The organism is Ruegeria atlantica (assembly GCF_013032505.1).
Lineage (GTDB): Bacteria > Pseudomonadota > Alphaproteobacteria > Rhodobacterales > Rhodobacteraceae > Ruegeria > Ruegeria atlantica_F.
Window position 1 is genome coordinate 18305 of sequence record NZ_WQCG01000011.1, and the last position, 17343, is coordinate 35647.

Consider the following 17343-nt stretch of genomic DNA (forward strand, 5'->3'; position numbering starts at 1 on the left):
ATGTATGTCGGCATGAGACATATCCCGTTCCCCGCCCTGCTCGTTTGCTGCGCCGCGCTGGCCCTGGTCTGGCCTTTGGCGGGCTCCGCCCAACCCAACCTCACCGCGCCACCGGTCACGGGGACAACGGATGATCTCGCCATCTCCACCTGGGCCGGTCAGGCGCTCGACGACGCCATCCTCGCCTTCAGGAACGACATCTACCGCGTAGGCGGCAACCTGGGCGAGATCGCACGCAATGCAATGCTGAGCCTGCTGGTGGTGGACCTGGTCCTGCGTGGCGGGCGCGGTATTTTCGGCAATGAAAGCATCCCGGGCCTGATGCGCGGTTTCGCCTTCCAGTTCGGCTTCGTCTGCTGCATATGGGGTTTCACCTTTATCGTGCCTCAGGTCGTCGACACGCTCGCCGGTATCGCGCTGGACGTTGCGAACGCGGCCGGCGGCGCGGAAGTCGAAGCCGGCGGCATGGTCACGCAAGGTCTGGCCCGCGCGGCACACTGGCTCGGCGAGATCAATATCATCGCTCCGGGCACCTGGTTCTATCTCATCGCCGCCGCCATCTCGATCGTCGTCATGGCCATCGCCGTCGCCATGCTCGTCGTGACCTATGCCGAGCTCTATTTCGCGGGCATGGCCGGGCTCATCACGCTCATGTTCGCAGGCCTCACCGAGACCCGCAGCATCGCCCTCAACCTCGTCAATTCACTGGTCGGCAAGGCATTCAAACTGATGGGGCTGATGATCATCGTGGCCGCGACCGGCGAGATGACCACCGCACTGGCCACCCGCTCGGGCTCGGGACTCGCCAATGCCATGGGCATGATCACGCTCCAGATCGTCAGCGCCATCCTGATCCTGACCCTGCCGGGCACGCTCGAAGGCCTCGTGGGCGCCAAATTCTCGTCCCGCGCCGCCGAGATGGTCGGCAAGGTGGCGGGCGGGGTGGCAAAACTCGCCGTCGCAACCGGATTGGGCGCTGCAGCGGGTGCTGTGGCGGGTGCCGCCACCGGCGCGCTCGGAGCCGCAAAAGCCGGGGCCGGCGGCAAGGGCATCGCAAAAGCCGCCGCCACAGGTGCCCGGGACCGCGGCATCGACTGGGGACGCGCCATCCACGACAAGGACGTCATGGCTTCGGTCGGCCGCAAGGTGGCGCACCGCCTTGGCCATGGCGGTGCGAAGGGAGATGAGCCATGAGCGGAACAGAGGATCCCTTTGCGCGTGCGCGCGCCCTCTGGGAAGATCGCCATGCTAGCCTTGCGATCGAGCGTGACCGCTGGCGGTGGGCCTGCTTTACCGCTCTGGGACTGGCCGCTCTCTCTATTCTGCTGGCGGTCTGGGCCGCCGTCTCATCGCGCTATGTTCCCCACATCGTGGCGGTGGACGAGCTGGGCCAGCCGCAACCGGTGCTGGCCCCGAAAACCATCACCGACTGGCCCGACGAGACGGTACGCCACGTGCTGGCAAGCTTCGTGCGCGACTGGCGCGCGGTCTCCATCGACGCCGCCGTTCTGCGCGGGCGGCTCGAACGCATCCGGTATTTCCTGGAAACCAACTCCGCCGCGCAGACGAAGATCGCCACCTGGGAAGGCAATCGCGCCACCAACCCGTTCCGGGTGGCCGAGTTCCGCACCGTGGATGTCGAGGTGATGTCGGTCAATCACGTGGGCGGGCGCAGCTGGATCGTGGAATGGGTCGAAACCTACCGCGACCGCGGCAGCGGCAAGCTGCAGCAACAGCTGCGCTACCAGGGCACTTTCACGACCGGGCAGCGGCACATAAGAGACGAGCGCATCCTGCTCTTCAACCCGATGGGAATGGTGATCGAGGATTTTGACGTCCGGAGAGTCGAATGAGCATGGACACGCAGCCCCGCCGCGCGCCGCGCACGGCGCTGATCATGCTGCTCGTGGGCCTGATTGGCGGCGGAGCAGGCGGGCTGCTGTTCTCGGGATACCTGCCGGGGCTGGAAAAACAGACTTTCCTCCCGGATGCGGACCTGGCCTTCGACACGCCAATCAACCAAAGCGATCCCGGGCAGAGAACAATCGGCCAGAACCCGGGCGGGACCAACGACGGGACGGAAGAGCCCGTTCAGATTCCCGCAGCCGACGGGGCGGATGACACCACGGTCTCCGCGCCCGATCCGCTGGCCAGCGCGGCGCTGCGCGCCATTCTCGAACGCCGCGCCGCCGAGGAGGCCCGGCTGCGGGAACGGGCGCGACTGGCCTCCGAAAGCCCGCTCACCCCGCCGGTGACCGATATCCGCGAGCGCATCCGGGCAAGGCAGGATCAGGAGGCAAAAATGGCCGGACGGGGACCGACCGGGGCAGCAAGTGACACCTCCGATGCGGGGCGCGGCGGCGCGGGCGCGGCGGGTCAGTTGTCACCCGACATCGAGGGCGCATACGACCGGACCCCTGCCGTCTCCGCACCGCCTGCCCATCTGCTGGCGCGCGGCAGCGTGATCCCGTCGGTGTTGGAAACCGCGCTCGATTCCGACCTGCCCGGGCTGGTGCGCGCCCGGGTCTCCCACGATGTCTACGATACCCTGACCGGCACCCATGTGCTGATCCCGCGCGGCGCGCAGCTTGTCGGCACTTATGGCGAGATCGCGCGCGGCGAGCAGCGCAGGCTATTCGTGACCTGGACCGATCTGCGCCTGCCCGACGGCACACCGGTCGATCTGCGCGATTTCTCCACGCTCGGGGCGGATGGTGTGGCGGGAGTGAAAGGCCGGCGCAGCACCGGCTTGCTCGCGGCCCTCGGCGCGGCAGTACTGTTCGATCTCGCTGGCAACGCCACGCAGATTCTGACCGGCTCCGAAACACAGGAAGACACCGATCTCGGCGCTCTCCTCGCCGGGGCCACCGGAAACGCCACCTCGCGTGTGGCCGAACGCTACATGGGCCACCTGATCGATAGCGGTCCCCGCTTCCGCGTGAAGGCGGGCACCATCATGAACGTGCTGGTCGAAAAAGACATGGAATTGCCTGCACAGCCAGGGACCAACCCATGATCCGGATGCGCATATCCCATATCCGTGCCTGTGCAAAACCCGTCATCCGGGCGGGACAAACCCGCGCACGCCTTCTGGCATACGGCCTCACCGCCCTCCTCCTCATGTTTGCCGCGACCCCGTCCGCCCACGCCAATACGGAAGACACGGTGCTGGAACTGGTGCGACGGCTGGAAGCGCCGGGCGGTTATGACACGGTCTATAGCGGTGTGCGGCTCAGGCCCCCCCGCCCGATCACCACCCTGCGCGTGGAAGAGGTGCTGGCCTGGCAGCGCAGGACCGTGCGGCAAGGCTCGGTCTCCTCGGCGGCCGGAAGCTACCAGATCATCCGCCCCACCCTGCAACGGCTGGTGGATCAGGGTGTGGTTTCGCTTTCGGCGCCCTTCGATGCGGCCACGCAGGACAGGCTGGGACGGCATTTGCTGCGCGAGACCGGCTACCGGGCGGGAGACACCTCTTCCGCCACCGCCAACCGCATTGCGCAGGTCTGGGCGGCGCTGCCGAAGATCGACGGATCAGGTGCGGGCCGCTCGGCCTATGAGGGCATCGCGGGCAATCACGCGCTGATCGGCGCGGACGCGTTCCGGGGCGTGCTCGACGGCTCGCTCCAGGTTGCCGATATCACCCCCGAACTGAACCGGATTCGCGCCGGCGAACGCTTCGGCTTCGCCTGGGACCGCTTTCTCGAAGATATCGCCACGGCCTCGCACCAGGTCATGGGAGTTGTGGCCACCGCAGCTTCCAGCCTGCTGCTGGGGTTGTTCGTCGTCGATCTCGTCCTGCGCGCGGGGCACTGGATCTTCTCCGGCAGGCTCCCGGGGTCGCTCGGCGGGTTTGCCATGCGTCTTCTCACGGTCTGCCTCTGCCTCGCCGTCCTGCGCTTTCCCGGCGACCTGATCGGAGCCGTCGATCACATCGCCCCCACCCTGGCCGGGCGGGTGGGGACGGACAGTTATCAGGGCGCGGAGCAGGGGTTTTCGCTCACCAGTTTCGCCGCCGGGCGCAACGCGCTCGCCTTCAGCCTGCTCGAGGGGATCTTCACCCATCCCAAGCCAATCCAGATCTTTCTGCATCTCGTCACCCTTGCACTGTCCGTCACCATGGCCGTCCAGATCGCCTTCATTCTTTATTGGTCTCTCAATCTCGTCCTGATCGGCGCGGCGGGGCTTTTCGTTTTGGGTTTCGGCGGGCTCAGGGAAACCACCGGAGCGGTCAAGGCCTACCTGCGTCATCTCGTCGGAGCCGGGCTGGCCCTGCTTTGCACCCTTCTGGTCATCGCCACCGTGCTTGATCGCGCCTGGAACATACGCGCCGCGGGCAGCATTCCCGTGGCTGCGCTGGCCGTCCTGCTCCTCGACATCATCGCCTGCCTGCTGATCTGGCTGCTGCCCCGCAGCATCGCACGCATTGCCAAAGGAGCATCCGCATGACCGGGACAAACACGAGGACACCACCGGAATCCCGCTTGCACTTTCCCTTGACCTTACGCAAATCCGCCCCCGGTGCGGGTCTCCCTGTCCTGAAGGTTTTCCTTGTCTGTATCTGGTTTTTGCATTCGCCGGTCCAGGCGGGACCGGAGGCCCGCATCACGACCACCCCCACCGCCGCGCTCGAGCCAGCTGCCCGCACGGCAGCGGAACCGGGCCAAAACCCGCCGGCAACACCTGCGGTGCCCGTCGGCACCACCACCGATCTCCTGACCTTCATCCGGGCGCTGGAAGCTCCGCGCGGCTATGCCGATTATGAGCGCCGCATCTCGCTGCCGCCACCAAAGCCTCTGACCGCAATGACCGTGGGCGAGGTGCTGGACTGGCAGCTCCGCGTGCGCCGGTCCGGTGCCCCCTCCAGCGCCGCTGGCGGCTACCAGATCATATACCCGACGCTGTCGCGCCTCGTGCGCCGCCATGGTGTTGCCCGCACCTCACGTTTCGACGCAAAAACCCAGGACCGCCTCGCCCGTCTGCTGATCGCGGAATGCGGAGGCAAGGGACCAAAGCGCAACCACCCCCGCTATGGCAATTGTCTCGCAGGCATCTGGGCCGCCCTGCCGCTGACGCAGGGTGCCGGCAAAGGCCGCTCGGCCCATCACGGCGTGGCCGGGAACCGGGCACTGACCACCCCCGAAACTATGCTGACCCTGCTCGCAGGCCATCCCGTCACCATCGGACCGCAGGCCCCCGATCCGGCAAAGGCCCTGGCCCGCATCGGGCACGCGCTCGATACGCAGCCACTGGCCTTCGGGGCCCGCCGCATCCCTGTCGAAACCCGGCCGATACCGAGCCTGAGCGATATCAACACGGCCCTGCGCGAGGCCCGGCGCGACAACACCCTCACACCCTCGGTGCGAACCTGGAAGAGGGATCCTTATGCGCAGGACTGAGGCTTGGATCCGACGATACGGTGCTCTGGTCAGGGACGCGCCCGGCCTGGGTCTGCAGCTGCTGTTCTTCCCGATCGGGGCCGGTATCACCTATGCCGCCTTCTTTCTGCCTGCCGTGCCCTTCGCGCTGGCGCTGCTGCCGCTTGTCGCCGGGCTCTGGTCCGGAGCGCGGGCCGCGCGGTTCACCACCATGACAAGCTTCATGATCTGGCCGGTCTTTCTCTCGGCCTGGGGGCTGTACGGGCTGGATGTCCGCGCGCCGGAACTGGTCTGGAGCCTCGCCGCAGCGTTTGTCATCCTGTTCGGGCTCCTCGCCGGACAGATCGGTATTCTGCCCACCACCCTTCTGCTCACCCTCATCCCCGTCTTCCCGGCCTCCCCGCTGCTGCCGCTTGCCACGCTTCTGCCCGGGCTGGGTCTGCCCGGTCTCTTCGGCACCCTGACCGGCCTGGCCCTGATCGAAGCCACGCGCAAAGTTCAGTGGCGACGCAACCTTCTCATGGTCTTGATTGCCTGTCTCGGCGCCTGGGCCACGGGCCATGCGCTGATCCGGGAAAACCCGGCACAGCATCCGCGATCGGACTGGCGCGAGATCCCCGCACCCGTTGCGGTCACCGAACGCGGCCGATGGCTCGCCATCCGGGAGCAAATGCCAGACAGCGCGACAGTTGTTCTCGGCGAGAATGTCTTTGCGGCGAAAGACAGCGAAGCCCGGGCGTTCTGGTGCCATGCTGCCACAAGCCGCAATCTCATACTCTATCTCGGCGTCGCGGAACCTTATGGGGATGTCACACGCGGCGCGGTTTGGCGTCTCGATACGAAGACCTGTGCCAAACCGCCAATAGCTCTGACAGAACCCGTGATCCACCACGCTGCACTTGGTATTCCCCATCTCACCGGCACCTGGGGGCCGATGCGCTCTACACCGACTCTCCCGCAGGGTTCAGGCGAAGATACCGACTGGCTGATCTGCCTTGAGGCCTTCCTGCCATGGGCCTGGGGCGCGGTGTTGACGGACACGGAGTCCAGGCGCAGGACCCCGCGCCCGGTGATCGTACTTTCAAACGACACCGCCTTCCGGCCCCTGCCCGACCTGCCGCCCCTGCCCCCGCCCGGGACGCCTCCGGTGCATGAGCTGCGCCGCAAAGCCGCGATCGCCATGGCCGGACTCGCGGGGCGAAATGTGCTCTTCGCCGAGACCGGGCGGACAATTCTCATGCGCAGCCCGGAAAGGAATGCCCCATGACCGGCCGCCCGCACCGCATAGGCCGGTTGCTCCGGATCGCCTGCGCCTGGCTGGCCGATCATATGATCCGCACGTCGGCGCTGATCCCCCTGGCACTGCTGCTGGCCACCTGGGTCGGATTTCAGCAGAATGCCGGCCTCTACCTGCGCGGCGCGCTGCACCCGGCCTGGTACGACGCCACTCTGATTGCCGTGCTGGTGCTGCCGCCGCTCGCGGGTCATCTCACCGCCTGGCTGTCGGGGCACCGCTCCGGCTTCTGGTGGTTGCTCTGGCTCCCCGCTGTGGCGCTCTATTGGCTCCGGCCATGGCACACCGGCACGGAGTGGACAGTCTTCTGGCGCGAACATCTCAACCTCTGGAATTATTTCGTGGAGATCCTGAAAAAGCAGGAACAGGCTCCGCTGCGCAGTTTCGTGCGGCTGGGCGGCATGCTGACCATGGCGCTGATCACCTTTATGATGCTGGCCCGGTCCTGGCTGCGCTTTATCGCCTGGCTGCGGAAGATCGGCCGGGACACCGGTGAAGGCACCGTCGGGGGCCTGCCGCAAGCCACCTGGGCCGACGCCCGCGAGGTGCGCGACACCTTCAGCCACAACGGTGGCATCGTACTGGGCGAACATACCGACCCGCTGACCGACACACCTGGGTTCGACCCCGACAAACCGCGCAGTTGGAAAGGTCAGGGCAAAGGCCACCTCATTACCATGAACCCCGCTCTCGGCAACGGGCATGTCGTGGTGCTCGCCCCTTCCGCCGGCTACAAGACCGCCGGGATCGTCATTCCCAACATCCTGCATTACGATGGTCCGCTGGTTGTGATCGATCCCAAGGGCGATCTCCATGCCCGCACCCGCGAGGCGCGCGCGGCGAAGGGGTTCACCGCGCGGGTGATTGATGCCCGGCACGGCTTCGATCCGTTCAGAATGATCGCTCCGCTCGCGCCCGAAGCGCCTTCGGTCTATCTCACCATGGCCCGCACCCTCATGCCGCTGGCAGACCGTGCTTCCGATATCAGCGAATATTTCCACGAAATGTCCACCATGCTCTTTGCGGCCCTGATGGGGCATTTCATCGCCGAGAACAGCACCAATGTGGCCGGCGATATCTCGGCCTTTATCAACCGCAACCGGGATGTCGTGATCAAGGAAGCCCAATCTATCGCCGCGCGCCATAACTTCCCCTTCATCAATGACGAATTGGAGGGGTTGGCGCTGCTCGACGAGCGCACCTTCCCCGGCGTGGTCAAGGGAATCTCCAACAAGCTCGCCTTCACCCGCTTTCCGGATGTGGCCTCTTTCGGGCAGTCCGGCGACAGCCCGGACAGCCTTTTCGCCGCGCTCGGACCCAAATCCGATATCTTCATCAACTTCCCCACGCTGGCCGCCGAGGACTTCTCTTCCTTTCCCCGCCTGCTGATCGGGGCCATCTACGTGGCCAGCGAATTGACCGTACAGCCCGACCGGCCCCGGGCACGGCGGCTCTTCCTCATCGACGAAGCCCGCATCCTGGGCGGAATGAACGCACTCAACAACATACGCGACGCCGGTCGGTCCATCGGTCTCCACCTGATGCTCATCTACCAGAGTTACGGCCAGCTCACCAAGGCCTGGGGAGGCGAGGCCGGGGCCGCCGCCTGGCTCGACAGCTGTGAGGCCCGCGTGATCAGCGCCGTCGGCTCCTCCCGCACCGCCAACGATATCGTCACCATGCTGGGTCGGCGCACACTGAGAACCCGGGTGCAGGGCTCTTCCGCCTCCAGCCCCGTCATGACCCCGATGGGCGGCACGGTTTCCTCCAGCGAGCAGGAGCAGATCCGCGAAGTGCCGCTGATGTCGGTGGCCACGCTGGGACAATTGCCCGCCCATGGGTCGATCATCTTCACCCGCCGTTCCCGGCCTGTTCTCGCCACCAAGGCAATCTTCTTCACTCGCGAAAAAATGGCCCCGCTGGTCAAGTCGCCCGACGCGGTCGCAAACGAACTGGAAGCTACGCGCCGCCGCGATACCGTTCTGTCCCAAATCAGAGACCGGCAACTGCAAAACCTGCCCGACCCGCAACCCGGCTCTGCGAACCGACGCAGGGAAAGGGAACAGGACGAGACGATATTGCAACCCGATGCGGAAGCGACGGAGGACATGCAACCGGATGCGATGGATCACTTGAACACCGCCGCTGCGCCGGGGCTGAACGACGAGGCCCCTCCCCAGCAGAACCCGCCCATCCCGGATTACGGCGCAAAAACCCGGAAACGCATCGCCGCTGCACGGGCAAAGAGCGCAAGCAAACGGGAAATCGCCGATACAACAGCACATGGTGCGGGGGCACCGACCCCGAGCCGGGGCGCGGCGACGCGCACGCGCGACCCGGCCCCCGATCCGGACGGTCTCTCGCATCAGGACCGCGCAATGATGACCATGATCATGGGGGTATTGGGCGAGCGACCTGACCTGCGCGGTGCCGTCACCCGCGCGCTTGCGGACAGCACCGGGAAGGCGCCCGGGACCAGCGCCCCGGGTGCAAATCGGGAAGTGGACGCAACCGGGATGGCGGACACGGTTGCAGAGGACCGGGATGCGGCGCGCGACGCCACCGCCCAAAACCCGGCGGCGGCCGACCCGTCCGATGCCGAAATCGAAGCGGTGATCGACATGCTCTGGCTCGAACAGATCGAGGTTCCGCCGGTCGGAGCCGAACCGCCCGGAGAACGCGAAACCGGCAGGGTGCGCGCCGGCGAAGCCGGAAAGGCCGGGGACAACGCGCAGGCGATGGATACCGCCCGTGATGGCGCAACTGACGACTCAGGAACTGCCGGAATGGATCAGTCGGCCGATCCGGCACTGACGGGCACCGGCAAGACGGGCGGCGCGACAGCCAAAGCGACCCGGAAAAAGACCGGTAAGCCGGACCCGGTATCCCGGCGCAGGCGCACGCTTGATGCCAACGAGGTCCGAGAGGCCTTCGATCCCCATATCGAGGCTTTCTTCCGCGCCTGGTACGGCGAACCCGCCCGGCCTGGATCGGGTGACTGGCGGCCAAAGGACCGAAACTCGTTCTCCCTGCAAATGAAAGGACCCAAACGCGGGTGCTGGTATGACCATTCCGCAGGAAAAGGCGGCACAATCCTCGACCTCGTTGCCGTCAAGCTCTGCAACCTGCCCAATGCGGGTGCGGATTTTCCGCGGGTGCTGGAGGCGGCAGCGGACTATGCCGGGTTTTCGCCATCAAAAGAAACACCAAAAACCCGCAAAGCGCGCAAGCAGCGCAAGGAGGAACGCGACAGCGCCGCGCGAGCCGAAGAACAGCGCAAGGACGACGAAACCGCCATGCTGGTGCTGGCCCTGCGCGGTCTTGCCCAACCCGTGGCGGGCAGTCTTGCGGAAACCTATCTCGCCGGGCGCCACATCACCAACTGGCCCGAGACCGGATTGGCAGCCCTGCCCGCGCTTGGCACTTTATTGCCCGCGCCCCTGCGCCTGCATGTCTACAATCCCGAATACCCCGCTCTCCTGATCTGGGCTGCCGATGAGCGTGGAATCGTCACGGGAGGCCAGCGCATCCTGCTCGATGACGCAGGCAGGGCGGTGCCGGTCACGCCCGGCAAACCATCCTTCGGTATGCTCGCGGGCCGTCCCGCCCGCTTCCCGGCGCGCACCGGGACCGCCGCCGACCCGCTGTTCGTGGCGGAGGGACCGGAAACGGCGCTCACCCTCTGGCAGACAACCGGCCATGAATGCTGGGCCGTCTTCGGGGTGTCGTTTTGGCGCAGCGCGCATCTTCCCACTGATCGGGACGTCATTCTCGTCCCGGACCGGGACGCCGCCTCAAGCCCGGCGGGCAAGGCCTTTCGCAAGGCAGTGGCGCATCATCTGGAACGCGGCTGCCGCTTGCGTGTCGCAACAGCCCCGGAGCCCGAAGGCAGCAAAAAGGACCTCAACGACACCTTGATGGAGCAGGGTATCGACGCCGTTCAGGCCGCACTCGGGACCGCCCATCCACCGGGTCCGGACGATTTGCCCGACGAGACCGACGAAGGGACAGGCCCCGATGCGCCGGATCCCACCGCATCTCCCGGCGTGAAAGAGGGTGGAAAGACGATGGAAGAGAACAGGGAGACCGACGATGAGCAACCAACAGGCGAAGCCGACCCTGACGGTGGGACATGAGCCGCAAGCGCCTCGAAATCCTGCGCCGGCGCAAAGCGCGAAAGGCCCGGCTATGCAAGGCGAAGAGCTTCCACCTGCGCCTCGCCCGCCGCAGGCTGCGCCGCCGCAAGACCGGTGCGATACCACCCGTCCCGCGATGACTGTCCCCAATCCCCTGGTTAACCCGTACGTCTTCTGGGCTGCCGTCGCAGGTATCGCACCGGAGCATTTGATCTTTCCCCCCGGCCCCTCCCCGCTCCGGCGCCGCTGCACCCGTTGGCTGGAAAATCATCCCCGGATCGGCGCTGGCGCAGCGCGGATAGTGCGGCTCTGGCGCATCGTCTGGTTCGGCCCCCGTCATCCCGATCCTGCGCCCCTGCCCCTCACGCCGCTCAACCTCGCACCCTGGACCAACCAGCGTCTCGCCGGTCCAGAGGCACTCTCTGACGGGTCCAGGCTTTCCCGCTTCCGGGATCTTCTGTTCTGGCATCTCTCTCATCCGGCCACCCGCTTCGAGAGCCACGCCTGGCGGTGCAAGACACGCGCCGATGCTCAACTGGCCTGGCGTCTCCGAACCCTGCGCAACACTCTGGCGGGGCGGCCTTCCGGCCAGCCGCCCTGGGTTGATGCACCCCTGTCCGCACCGGCCCTTCCGCCTGAGAAGTCGGGGAATAACAGGGCACGGCCTCCGTCATGATACGCCGGTCGGAAAATCGCAGAAACGCCCTGAACGCCATGCGGGAAACCCTGACGCGCCGGACCCTGCTCATTACCGCTCTGGTGACCGGACTGCTGCTGGGGGCCGGAGCCGCAAATCACACCGGGTTTGTCATCGGCAACGCCACACCCTCGGTGCCGCGCGGGCTATACCTGAAGGCGAGACCCGATCACGCCAGCTATGTCAGCTTCTGCCTCGGCGTCCGCCATCGGGGCATCCCAACCTACCCGGATCTCTGTTCACCCGACACTCCCGACGCCCCGGCTATCCTCAAACGCATCGCCGCGCGCCATCAAAACGGCAGCCTGACCGTCGAGGGCGACACACGACGCGCCCTCGACAGCCGCTTTCTCGGCCCCGTCAGACCACAAGAGATCCGGGGTTGGTGGGCGCCGTGGCTCACTGAAAGACCAGCACGCCGCCCGAGCCGGGAGAAGAAACCATGACAGCCCTGTTCATATGGCGGATCACCCCCTGGCTGCGCTGGCACAGGCCGGGATGGGGCACAGTCTATCTCATGCGGTCCGGCAAGCGCCCCGGCCTGTTCAAGGTTGGCTTCACGAAACGCCGCACGAAAGACCGCCGCACGGAGCTGAACCGGGTCGGCCGCGATGACATGCGGATCGTCTTCACCGTGGCAATGCCACTGGCCCGCCAGTGCGAGCGCGCCATGCTGCGCCGTCTGCGCGGCGGCGTGTTCAGGAGAAAAAGGGATCGCAGGGGCACCGAATGGTTCTGGTTACGCAAGCAGGAAAGCATCGACGATATCGCCGCCCTACTTCATCGCACCGCGCTTGTCGTCAGACGCGTCGGAAAGCTCAAACTGTCCTGGCCCGCAGGGGCCGAAATCAGAACCTTCGACGGGTGCCCCCGGCGTCATCCCAACCCACCCACGCCCAGGGAAAGTGAAACTCGGCCATGACCAGGAAACCAGCTCGCAAGCGCAAGAACACCGACCCCGAAACAAAACTCGCCGAGATCGACGCCGAGATTGCGCGCGTCCGCGACCGCGAAAAAAAACGCCTCTTCCAGGCCGCCGAAAAGGCGGGCTTCTTCAGGTATCGTTTCAGAACAGGCCAGACCCTATCCCTGTTCCGCAACGCCATCAACGGCCTCGACCCCCGCCTTCGGTCCACCCTGGTGAAGCTCGAAGAGGACGCCGCCCGGTTGCGGAGTCGCATCCGCAAGACCGAGCGCGGCGATGATGCCCGCAGGAAAGCCCTTCTGGGAGGGTTTCTTGTGGCCCAGTGCCGCCACAAACCCGAAATCCACGCCGCCATCGCTTCCGATATCCGCGCTTTCCTCGCAGATCACCCCGATCCGGGAGTAGCAGCCCGCAACCTCGCGCTACTCAAGGACTTTCTTGCCGACCCCGCCAGCACGGGCGAGAAAGATCAGACGATTGCGCAAAGCAGCCATCGCGACCGCGCGCACCGCCTCATCCTGCTCGGGGCCTGGGGACTCGCCCGGCACAGAACCCGCGCGGATATCTCCCTGCTCATCACCGAAGAACTCGGTCGCTTTCTCGACCAGGAAAAAAACGCCGACCGCCACAGGCATCTGCTGCGCGACATCCTCCCGTGAGAGGGCGGAGAGGTGGGGGTCAAGCCCGCACAAGCACTTCCCCATCCAGTATTCTTTACACGTCCTTCATGAGGATGGGTCTCTTGAGCATTATGAATACTTGGAACGCGACGCGCGGCTCCCCGATCGGCTGCTTGAACGACTTGGCGCCGATGTTAGGGCAGAGGGCAGTGTCGTTTCATGGCACGCATCTTTCGAGAGAATGCAAAACAAAGAAATGGCACGTCTGTTTCCCGGGTATTCCGACTTTCTATGTGATCTGAACAAGCGGATGGCCGATGATCCTTCCGCCCGGATGCCTTGTCTTCATAGATGCGCTCGGCATCGACACCGGCTTCAATCAGCGCATCACGTTGCAAATCAAGGAGCTGGCTCCCGTCCGTCTTCGATACCCGTGCATAGCCGATGAGCATGGCAACTCGCCTCGCCAGAATAGACGCGATGCACCACGCAACCTCTTTAAGATTTCCGCAACGGTTTTTCTGGTGATGTTCACGGCACCTTGCGACCGTCGACGGGACGACAAGGAAAACGTCCGTTTTCCGGGCGAATGATGCTGTAGCTAACGGCTCAACTCATGAGCGATCAATGCGGGGTTGTGTCACAAGGTCCTGCGTGCAATCTTCGATCCAGAATTTGATACGGCCCCCGAATGCACTTTTTCTTTTCCATACTTGCGGTGTTTGCTCTGCTTGCAGCCCCCACTCTGGCCGGTATTCGCTCGGACGTGAAAGACCTGTTTTCTCGTGAGATGGACACTCTCGATTTTGCAAAGGTCAAAATTGAAGTGGATCGCATGATTGACCCCAGCATCGATGGGGAGGCACAGCTGGCCCAGATCGATCAGATGGTTACCACCATCCGAACAATGCTGCCGCCAAACGCTGATAGCTGGGAAAAGGTCGAGGCTATTCGTCGTTATATCTATCAACCCGGCGATTGGAACAATGGCCATGCCTTCAGCTACGATCACGACGATCCCTACGGCCTAGACGTTCACAACAAGCTCTTGTCAGATTACATGCAGGACAGGCTCGGCAACTGCATCACCATGCCATTTCTGTTTATTGTTCTCGGCCAAAGGCTTGGTCTGGATGTGATACCTGCTATGGCACCGCTCCATGTGTTTGTGAAGTTTACCGATGACCGTGGCGTGACCCACAATCTGGAAACAACCAGTGGAGCAGGTCGTACACGCGATCAGCATTATCGAAACTTGCTGCCTATAACAGATGCAGCGATTTCCAACGATGTCTTTCTGACCCCTCTGAGCCAAGAACAGTCTGTTGCTGTTATCGCAGCAATAGTTGTCGAAGACCTCATCCAGAAACAACGTTACCACGACGCAATGGCGGTGGCTGATATCCTGCTCGATCACTATCCGCAGTTCGTCTACATCATGGTCAAGAAGGGTACTGCTGCGTACCATCTGCTACGCACGGAGTTTCATGAGAAATACCCAAACGTGCAAGACGTGCCGGAGGATCAGCGCCCTTATTTGGAATATCTTCAGCGCGTGAACCAATACACATTTGAAAAGGCTGAAACTTTAGGTTGGCGTCCTGTGCAAAGGTAAGCTAGCGTCAACTCATAAACACACGCTTAGAGAGAACATATGTTCCGCATTTTGCAGCACTTCATTCTGATAACGATCCTTGCGGTGCTTTCCTCACAGGCATCTGCCATGTTTATTCAGGCAGATCCGATGGACCCAACCTTCCCGGGTGTTGGCACAAATCGTTATGCCTATTCTCATGGTGATCCAACCAACCAACGCGATCCAAGCGGCCTCGCGACCACATATCACGATGATGGATCGATTACACACTATGATGGAGGCAGCCCTGAGCATGCCGCAATCGCATGCGGCTGTACTGCGGGGGCGCAGTACATGAGGGAGCTAACCCAATACTACAACGAATGGCGGGAAGGCTTTGTTTCAAGCAATCCGGGCCAGCATGAGTTTCATTTCGAATCTTTTGACGATGGTTCTTACTTCGTTGGCTTTGGGGAACACGCACTTGCTAGTCTATTGGGTCAAGGTCGACCAGGAATTCCTTCTACCGCAAACTCACTGCCTGAGTATCTTAGTAAGAACAACTATAAGACGGATCGTTTGGGGCTATCTTCAACCGCAATCACACATATTCTGGACAGACATGGGCGAAATGCGCCTCCCGGTGTAGGGCAGTTTGATCCATCATATTGGGGTACAATGAAACTACAAACAGGATTGGCGGCGTTGTTTAATGGACAGGCCACTTACCTGACCCACCATCCTCAGCGTGGAGGACGAGTTCAGGTTGGGTTTGATGCAAATCATCAGATTGGGTATGCTAACTCTTCCACCGGGTGGAGATCAGCAACTCAATACGGAAGGGTTGTCGTATCCCCCGGTATTCCGGGGCGTGGTGGTATGACCCTCAGGGAAATTGTAACAGCTTTTCCTGTCGAGAAGAAAAATCTCGTAAATAGAAACCATTAGATATGATTTTTCGGTCCAAAATTGTGAAAGTTCGTAAGCCTGATGAGCCGATTAGTCGGCTATCACTTACGTATTCTGCATATGCAGATGTGCAAGTGAACTTTGGAGAAGGCGTTAAAGTAGACTTTTTCGAAGTCCCTGTTTTCGATTTCTGCGAGCACTTGTTGTTCAAAGTTTCTGACATTTGTCAAAGTTTGAACGGTTCTGAAAGTTTGACCAACCCTATCTACTTCTCAGACCCGAATGATCTTGAGAGTTTTGCTTTGACCCCGAAAGAGAAGGGAACTTTCGTGCTTACCTACCCCGCACAGAAAGAGGCAGCCACAGAAGTCACTACTCAGTACTTTGTCGACTCGACATTGGATTTGTGCGCCAGAACCATCCTGGATTTCGGTTATCACTCCGGAGTGATACCAAAAGACATATCTAAGCTATTTGTTCCCCCTTCACTTTTAGAAAAGATCGATACGTTAATTGATGAATACCCTGCGCCGAACCTAGAGAAGTTGAGCCTTCAATCCCCACCGTCGTCAGGTGGATGGATAATCGAAAGCTGAAGGAGTGCTTTCCTGATCCCGCGCTGCAACAGCATCTCTTCAACTTCACGCAGACTCAGATTGAAGCGAACGTACAGCCACACAGTGTGCGCGATGATCTGAGGAGGAAATCGGTGGCGCTTGTAGCTGATTGACGATGTCACCTATGTCCAATTACGGGCACGAGCAACCGAACGACAGTTAACGTGACAACACCATCACACCCAAAGTTCTGATGTCGGCGCAAGAAAAACCGATCTTCGAAGGTCATCATCAGGCAAAAATTCTCGGGGTTTTTTGCTGCCGTTTGAGATCGGCCTTTTTTCAGCGCTTTGATCAATTTTAAGCGCCATGCCGTTGTCGAAAATCATGCTTAACGACTGCTTCTGGATGTGTCGCAAACATTTGGAGCGGCCAAAGTCAGCGACTTACTGGATACACCTATCCTGCGATCTCGGCGAATAGCTGGAAGCCAGACGTCGTATTGCTGGGGAATTGCCGCTTCCGGATCATGTTGGCGACCTCGATGCCGTCCAAAGTAGCTGATGCGGATCTGAACGATTTGAACCCACACATGTGCCGTACGCGACGCTTGATAAACCGATGATCCTGTTCGATCAGGTTATTCAGATACTTGGACCTGACCGTTTGGATTTTGGCTGGGCAGCCAAACCGATTAAGGATTTTGTTCACCTCTCGAATGCCCGCCGCGTTGGCTCCACTTTTGTCGATGACGATCTTGCTCGGGATTCCATTTGAAGCCAGCGCTTTGCCAAAGAACCCTGCGTCTGCTGATCGGTTCCTACGCTCAGACAGCATGAAATCAAGAGTATTCCCAGCTTTATCGACGGCCCGATAGAGGTACATCCATTTGCCGCGCACACGAATATAGGTCTCGTCCATGCGCCATGAACTCAGCGTTGGACGCTTCTTTGATTGCGCACGAACTGCGACGATCGGCGAGTATTTCACAACCCACCTATTCAATGTGGCATGGTCAACTCGCACACCGCGCTCAGCCATGATCTCTTCCAAGTCACGATAGGACACCGTGTATCGCAGATAGAAGTAAACTGCGTACAAAACCGCGTCCTTGGGGAAATGGCAGCCTTTCAATGAAATCATACTAAGACCTGTCAGTAAACTTTTTGCGCGAAACAGATGCCAGAACAGGCTGCCCAGTCAATCTGACCCTGAAATTTGCGACACATCCACTCGCCGCGCTTACTCAGTCGC

Annotated in this window: 17 protein-coding genes and 2 pseudogenes; 15 read left to right on the top strand and 4 right to left on the bottom strand. The window is 62.1% G+C overall.

Annotated features, from left to right (window positions below; all coding sequences use genetic code 11):
• The 11 genes and pseudogenes from GOW92_RS23005 to GOW92_RS25405 all read left to right on the top strand — a co-directional run.
• The gene (locus tag GOW92_RS23005; protein WP_170565623.1) at positions 1–1194 is read left to right on the top strand and encodes a type IV secretion system protein; all 1194 of its coding nucleotides are present in this window, start codon (positions 1–3) and stop codon (positions 1192–1194) included.
• Positions 1191–1853: a VirB8/TrbF family protein gene (locus GOW92_RS23010; protein ID WP_170565626.1), complete on the top strand. Its 663-nt coding sequence runs from the start codon at positions 1191–1193 to the stop codon at positions 1851–1853. Before GOW92_RS23005 ends, GOW92_RS23010 begins: the two co-directional genes overlap by 4 nt.
• Positions 1850–3016, top strand: a complete 1167-nt coding sequence (locus GOW92_RS23015) for a TrbI/VirB10 family protein (protein ID WP_170565629.1) — start codon at positions 1850–1852, stop codon at positions 3014–3016. Before GOW92_RS23010 ends, GOW92_RS23015 begins: the two co-directional genes overlap by 4 nt.
• Positions 3013–4446 (top strand): hypothetical protein, encoded by a 1434-nt coding sequence (locus GOW92_RS23020; protein WP_170565633.1) that lies wholly within the window; start codon positions 3013–3015, stop codon positions 4444–4446. The genes GOW92_RS23015 and GOW92_RS23020 overlap by 4 nt, the downstream gene beginning before the upstream one ends.
• On the top strand, positions 4443–5396 hold the full coding sequence (locus GOW92_RS23025) for a hypothetical protein (protein ID WP_170565635.1): 954 nt from the start codon (positions 4443–4445) through the stop codon (positions 5394–5396). The genes GOW92_RS23020 and GOW92_RS23025 overlap by 4 nt, the downstream gene beginning before the upstream one ends.
• Positions 5383–6642 (top strand): hypothetical protein, encoded by a 1260-nt coding sequence (locus tag GOW92_RS23030; protein WP_170565637.1) that lies wholly within the window; start codon positions 5383–5385, stop codon positions 6640–6642. Before GOW92_RS23025 ends, GOW92_RS23030 begins: the two co-directional genes overlap by 14 nt.
• Entirely contained in the window at positions 6639–10805 is a 4167-nt protein-coding gene (locus tag GOW92_RS23035; RefSeq protein ID WP_170565641.1) for a type IV secretory system conjugative DNA transfer family protein, read from the top strand. Before GOW92_RS23030 ends, GOW92_RS23035 begins: the two co-directional genes overlap by 4 nt.
• Positions 10806–11519: 714 nt before the next feature.
• Positions 11520–11948, top strand: coding sequence for a hypothetical protein (locus tag GOW92_RS23040; RefSeq protein WP_170565644.1), 429 nt, complete (start codon positions 11520–11522; stop codon positions 11946–11948).
• Positions 11945–12424, top strand: a complete 480-nt coding sequence (locus tag GOW92_RS23045; protein ID WP_170565647.1) for a GIY-YIG nuclease family protein — start codon at positions 11945–11947, stop codon at positions 12422–12424. The genes GOW92_RS23040 and GOW92_RS23045 overlap by 4 nt, the downstream gene beginning before the upstream one ends.
• Positions 12421–13086 (top strand): hypothetical protein, encoded by a 666-nt coding sequence (locus GOW92_RS25025; RefSeq protein ID WP_254453125.1) that lies wholly within the window; start codon positions 12421–12423, stop codon positions 13084–13086. The genes GOW92_RS23045 and GOW92_RS25025 overlap by 4 nt, the downstream gene beginning before the upstream one ends.
• 43 nt (positions 13087–13129) lie before the next feature.
• Positions 13130–13306 (top strand): annotated as a pseudogene (locus GOW92_RS25405) (DUF2779 domain-containing protein); the annotation flags it as partial.
• Here the strand turns inward: GOW92_RS25405 and GOW92_RS25470 are convergent.
• Positions 13242–13445, bottom strand: a complete 204-nt coding sequence (locus GOW92_RS25470) for a hypothetical protein (protein WP_438826370.1) — start codon at positions 13443–13445, stop codon at positions 13242–13244. The pseudogene GOW92_RS25405 and the gene GOW92_RS25470 sit on opposite strands and share 65 nt — an antisense overlap.
• Between GOW92_RS25470 and GOW92_RS25475 the strand changes: the two genes are divergently transcribed.
• From GOW92_RS25475 to GOW92_RS23070, 4 genes are all read left to right on the top strand, one after another.
• Positions 13365–13640 carry a hypothetical protein gene (locus GOW92_RS25475; RefSeq protein ID WP_438826371.1) on the top strand — a complete coding sequence of 92 codons (276 nt, stop codon included), beginning with the start codon at positions 13365–13367 and terminating at the stop codon, positions 13638–13640. The two genes, GOW92_RS25470 and GOW92_RS25475, sit on opposite strands and share 81 nt — an antisense overlap.
• A gap of 98 nt (positions 13641–13738) precedes the next feature.
• A complete protein-coding gene (locus GOW92_RS23060) occupies positions 13739–14662 on the top strand; it encodes a transglutaminase family protein (protein WP_170565650.1) in 924 nt (307 codons plus the stop codon).
• Positions 14663–14701: 39 nt separating this feature from the next.
• On the top strand, positions 14702–15571 hold the full coding sequence (locus GOW92_RS23065; RefSeq protein WP_170565653.1) for a hypothetical protein: 870 nt from the start codon (positions 14702–14704) through the stop codon (positions 15569–15571).
• 23 nt (positions 15572–15594) lie between these two features.
• Positions 15595–16128 (top strand): hypothetical protein, encoded by a 534-nt coding sequence (locus tag GOW92_RS23070; protein WP_170565656.1) that lies wholly within the window; start codon positions 15595–15597, stop codon positions 16126–16128.
• A 14-nt stretch (positions 16129–16142) separates the two neighbouring features.
• Here GOW92_RS23070 and GOW92_RS23075 read toward each other — a convergent pair.
• From GOW92_RS23075 to GOW92_RS23080, 3 genes and pseudogenes are all read right to left on the bottom strand, one after another.
• Positions 16143–16271: pseudogene (locus GOW92_RS23075) on the bottom strand (IS6 family transposase); the annotation flags it as partial.
• A 54-nt stretch (positions 16272–16325) separates the two neighbouring features.
• The gene (locus GOW92_RS24800; protein ID WP_217356575.1) at positions 16326–16478 is read right to left on the bottom strand and encodes a hypothetical protein; all 153 of its coding nucleotides are present in this window, start codon (positions 16476–16478) and stop codon (positions 16326–16328) included.
• Positions 16479–16548: 70 nt separating this feature from the next.
• The gene (locus GOW92_RS23080; RefSeq protein ID WP_170565659.1) at positions 16549–17232 is read right to left on the bottom strand and encodes an IS6 family transposase; all 684 of its coding nucleotides are present in this window, start codon (positions 17230–17232) and stop codon (positions 16549–16551) included.
• Positions 17233–17343: the final 111 nt, after the last annotated feature.

Excerpts from the sequence above, each read along its gene's own strand:
- GOW92_RS23015 (WP_170565629.1), top strand. The coding sequence starts at position 1,850 with ATGAGCATGGACACGCAGCCCCGCCGCGCGCCGCGCACGGCGCTGATC.
- GOW92_RS23060 (WP_170565650.1), top strand. The coding sequence starts at position 13,739 with ATGCACTTTTTCTTTTCCATACTTGCGGTGTTTGCTCTGCTTGCAGCC.
- GOW92_RS25475 (WP_438826371.1), top strand. The coding sequence starts at position 13,365 with ATGATCCTTCCGCCCGGATGCCTTGTCTTCATAGATGCGCTCGGCATC.
- GOW92_RS23035 (WP_170565641.1), top strand. The coding sequence starts at position 6,639 with ATGACCGGCCGCCCGCACCGCATAGGCCGGTTGCTCCGGATCGCCTGC.
- GOW92_RS23030 (WP_170565637.1), top strand. The coding sequence starts at position 5,383 with ATGCGCAGGACTGAGGCTTGGATCCGACGATACGGTGCTCTGGTCAGG.
- GOW92_RS23040 (WP_170565644.1), top strand. The coding sequence starts at position 11,520 with ATGCGGGAAACCCTGACGCGCCGGACCCTGCTCATTACCGCTCTGGTG.
- GOW92_RS23005 (WP_170565623.1), top strand. The coding sequence starts at position 1 with ATGTATGTCGGCATGAGACATATCCCGTTCCCCGCCCTGCTCGTTTGC.
- GOW92_RS23045 (WP_170565647.1), top strand. The coding sequence starts at position 11,945 with ATGACAGCCCTGTTCATATGGCGGATCACCCCCTGGCTGCGCTGGCAC.
- GOW92_RS23020 (WP_170565633.1), top strand. The coding sequence starts at position 3,013 with ATGATCCGGATGCGCATATCCCATATCCGTGCCTGTGCAAAACCCGTC.
- GOW92_RS23010 (WP_170565626.1), top strand. The coding sequence starts at position 1,191 with ATGAGCGGAACAGAGGATCCCTTTGCGCGTGCGCGCGCCCTCTGGGAA.
- GOW92_RS25025 (WP_254453125.1), top strand. The coding sequence starts at position 12,421 with ATGACCAGGAAACCAGCTCGCAAGCGCAAGAACACCGACCCCGAAACA.
- GOW92_RS23025 (WP_170565635.1), top strand. The coding sequence starts at position 4,443 with ATGACCGGGACAAACACGAGGACACCACCGGAATCCCGCTTGCACTTT.
- GOW92_RS23080 (WP_170565659.1), bottom strand. The coding sequence starts at position 17,232 with ATGATTTCATTGAAAGGCTGCCATTTCCCCAAGGACGCGGTTTTGTAC.
- GOW92_RS24800 (WP_217356575.1), bottom strand. The coding sequence starts at position 16,478 with ATGATTTTCGACAACGGCATGGCGCTTAAAATTGATCAAAGCGCTGAA.
- GOW92_RS23065 (WP_170565653.1), top strand. The coding sequence starts at position 14,702 with ATGTTCCGCATTTTGCAGCACTTCATTCTGATAACGATCCTTGCGGTG.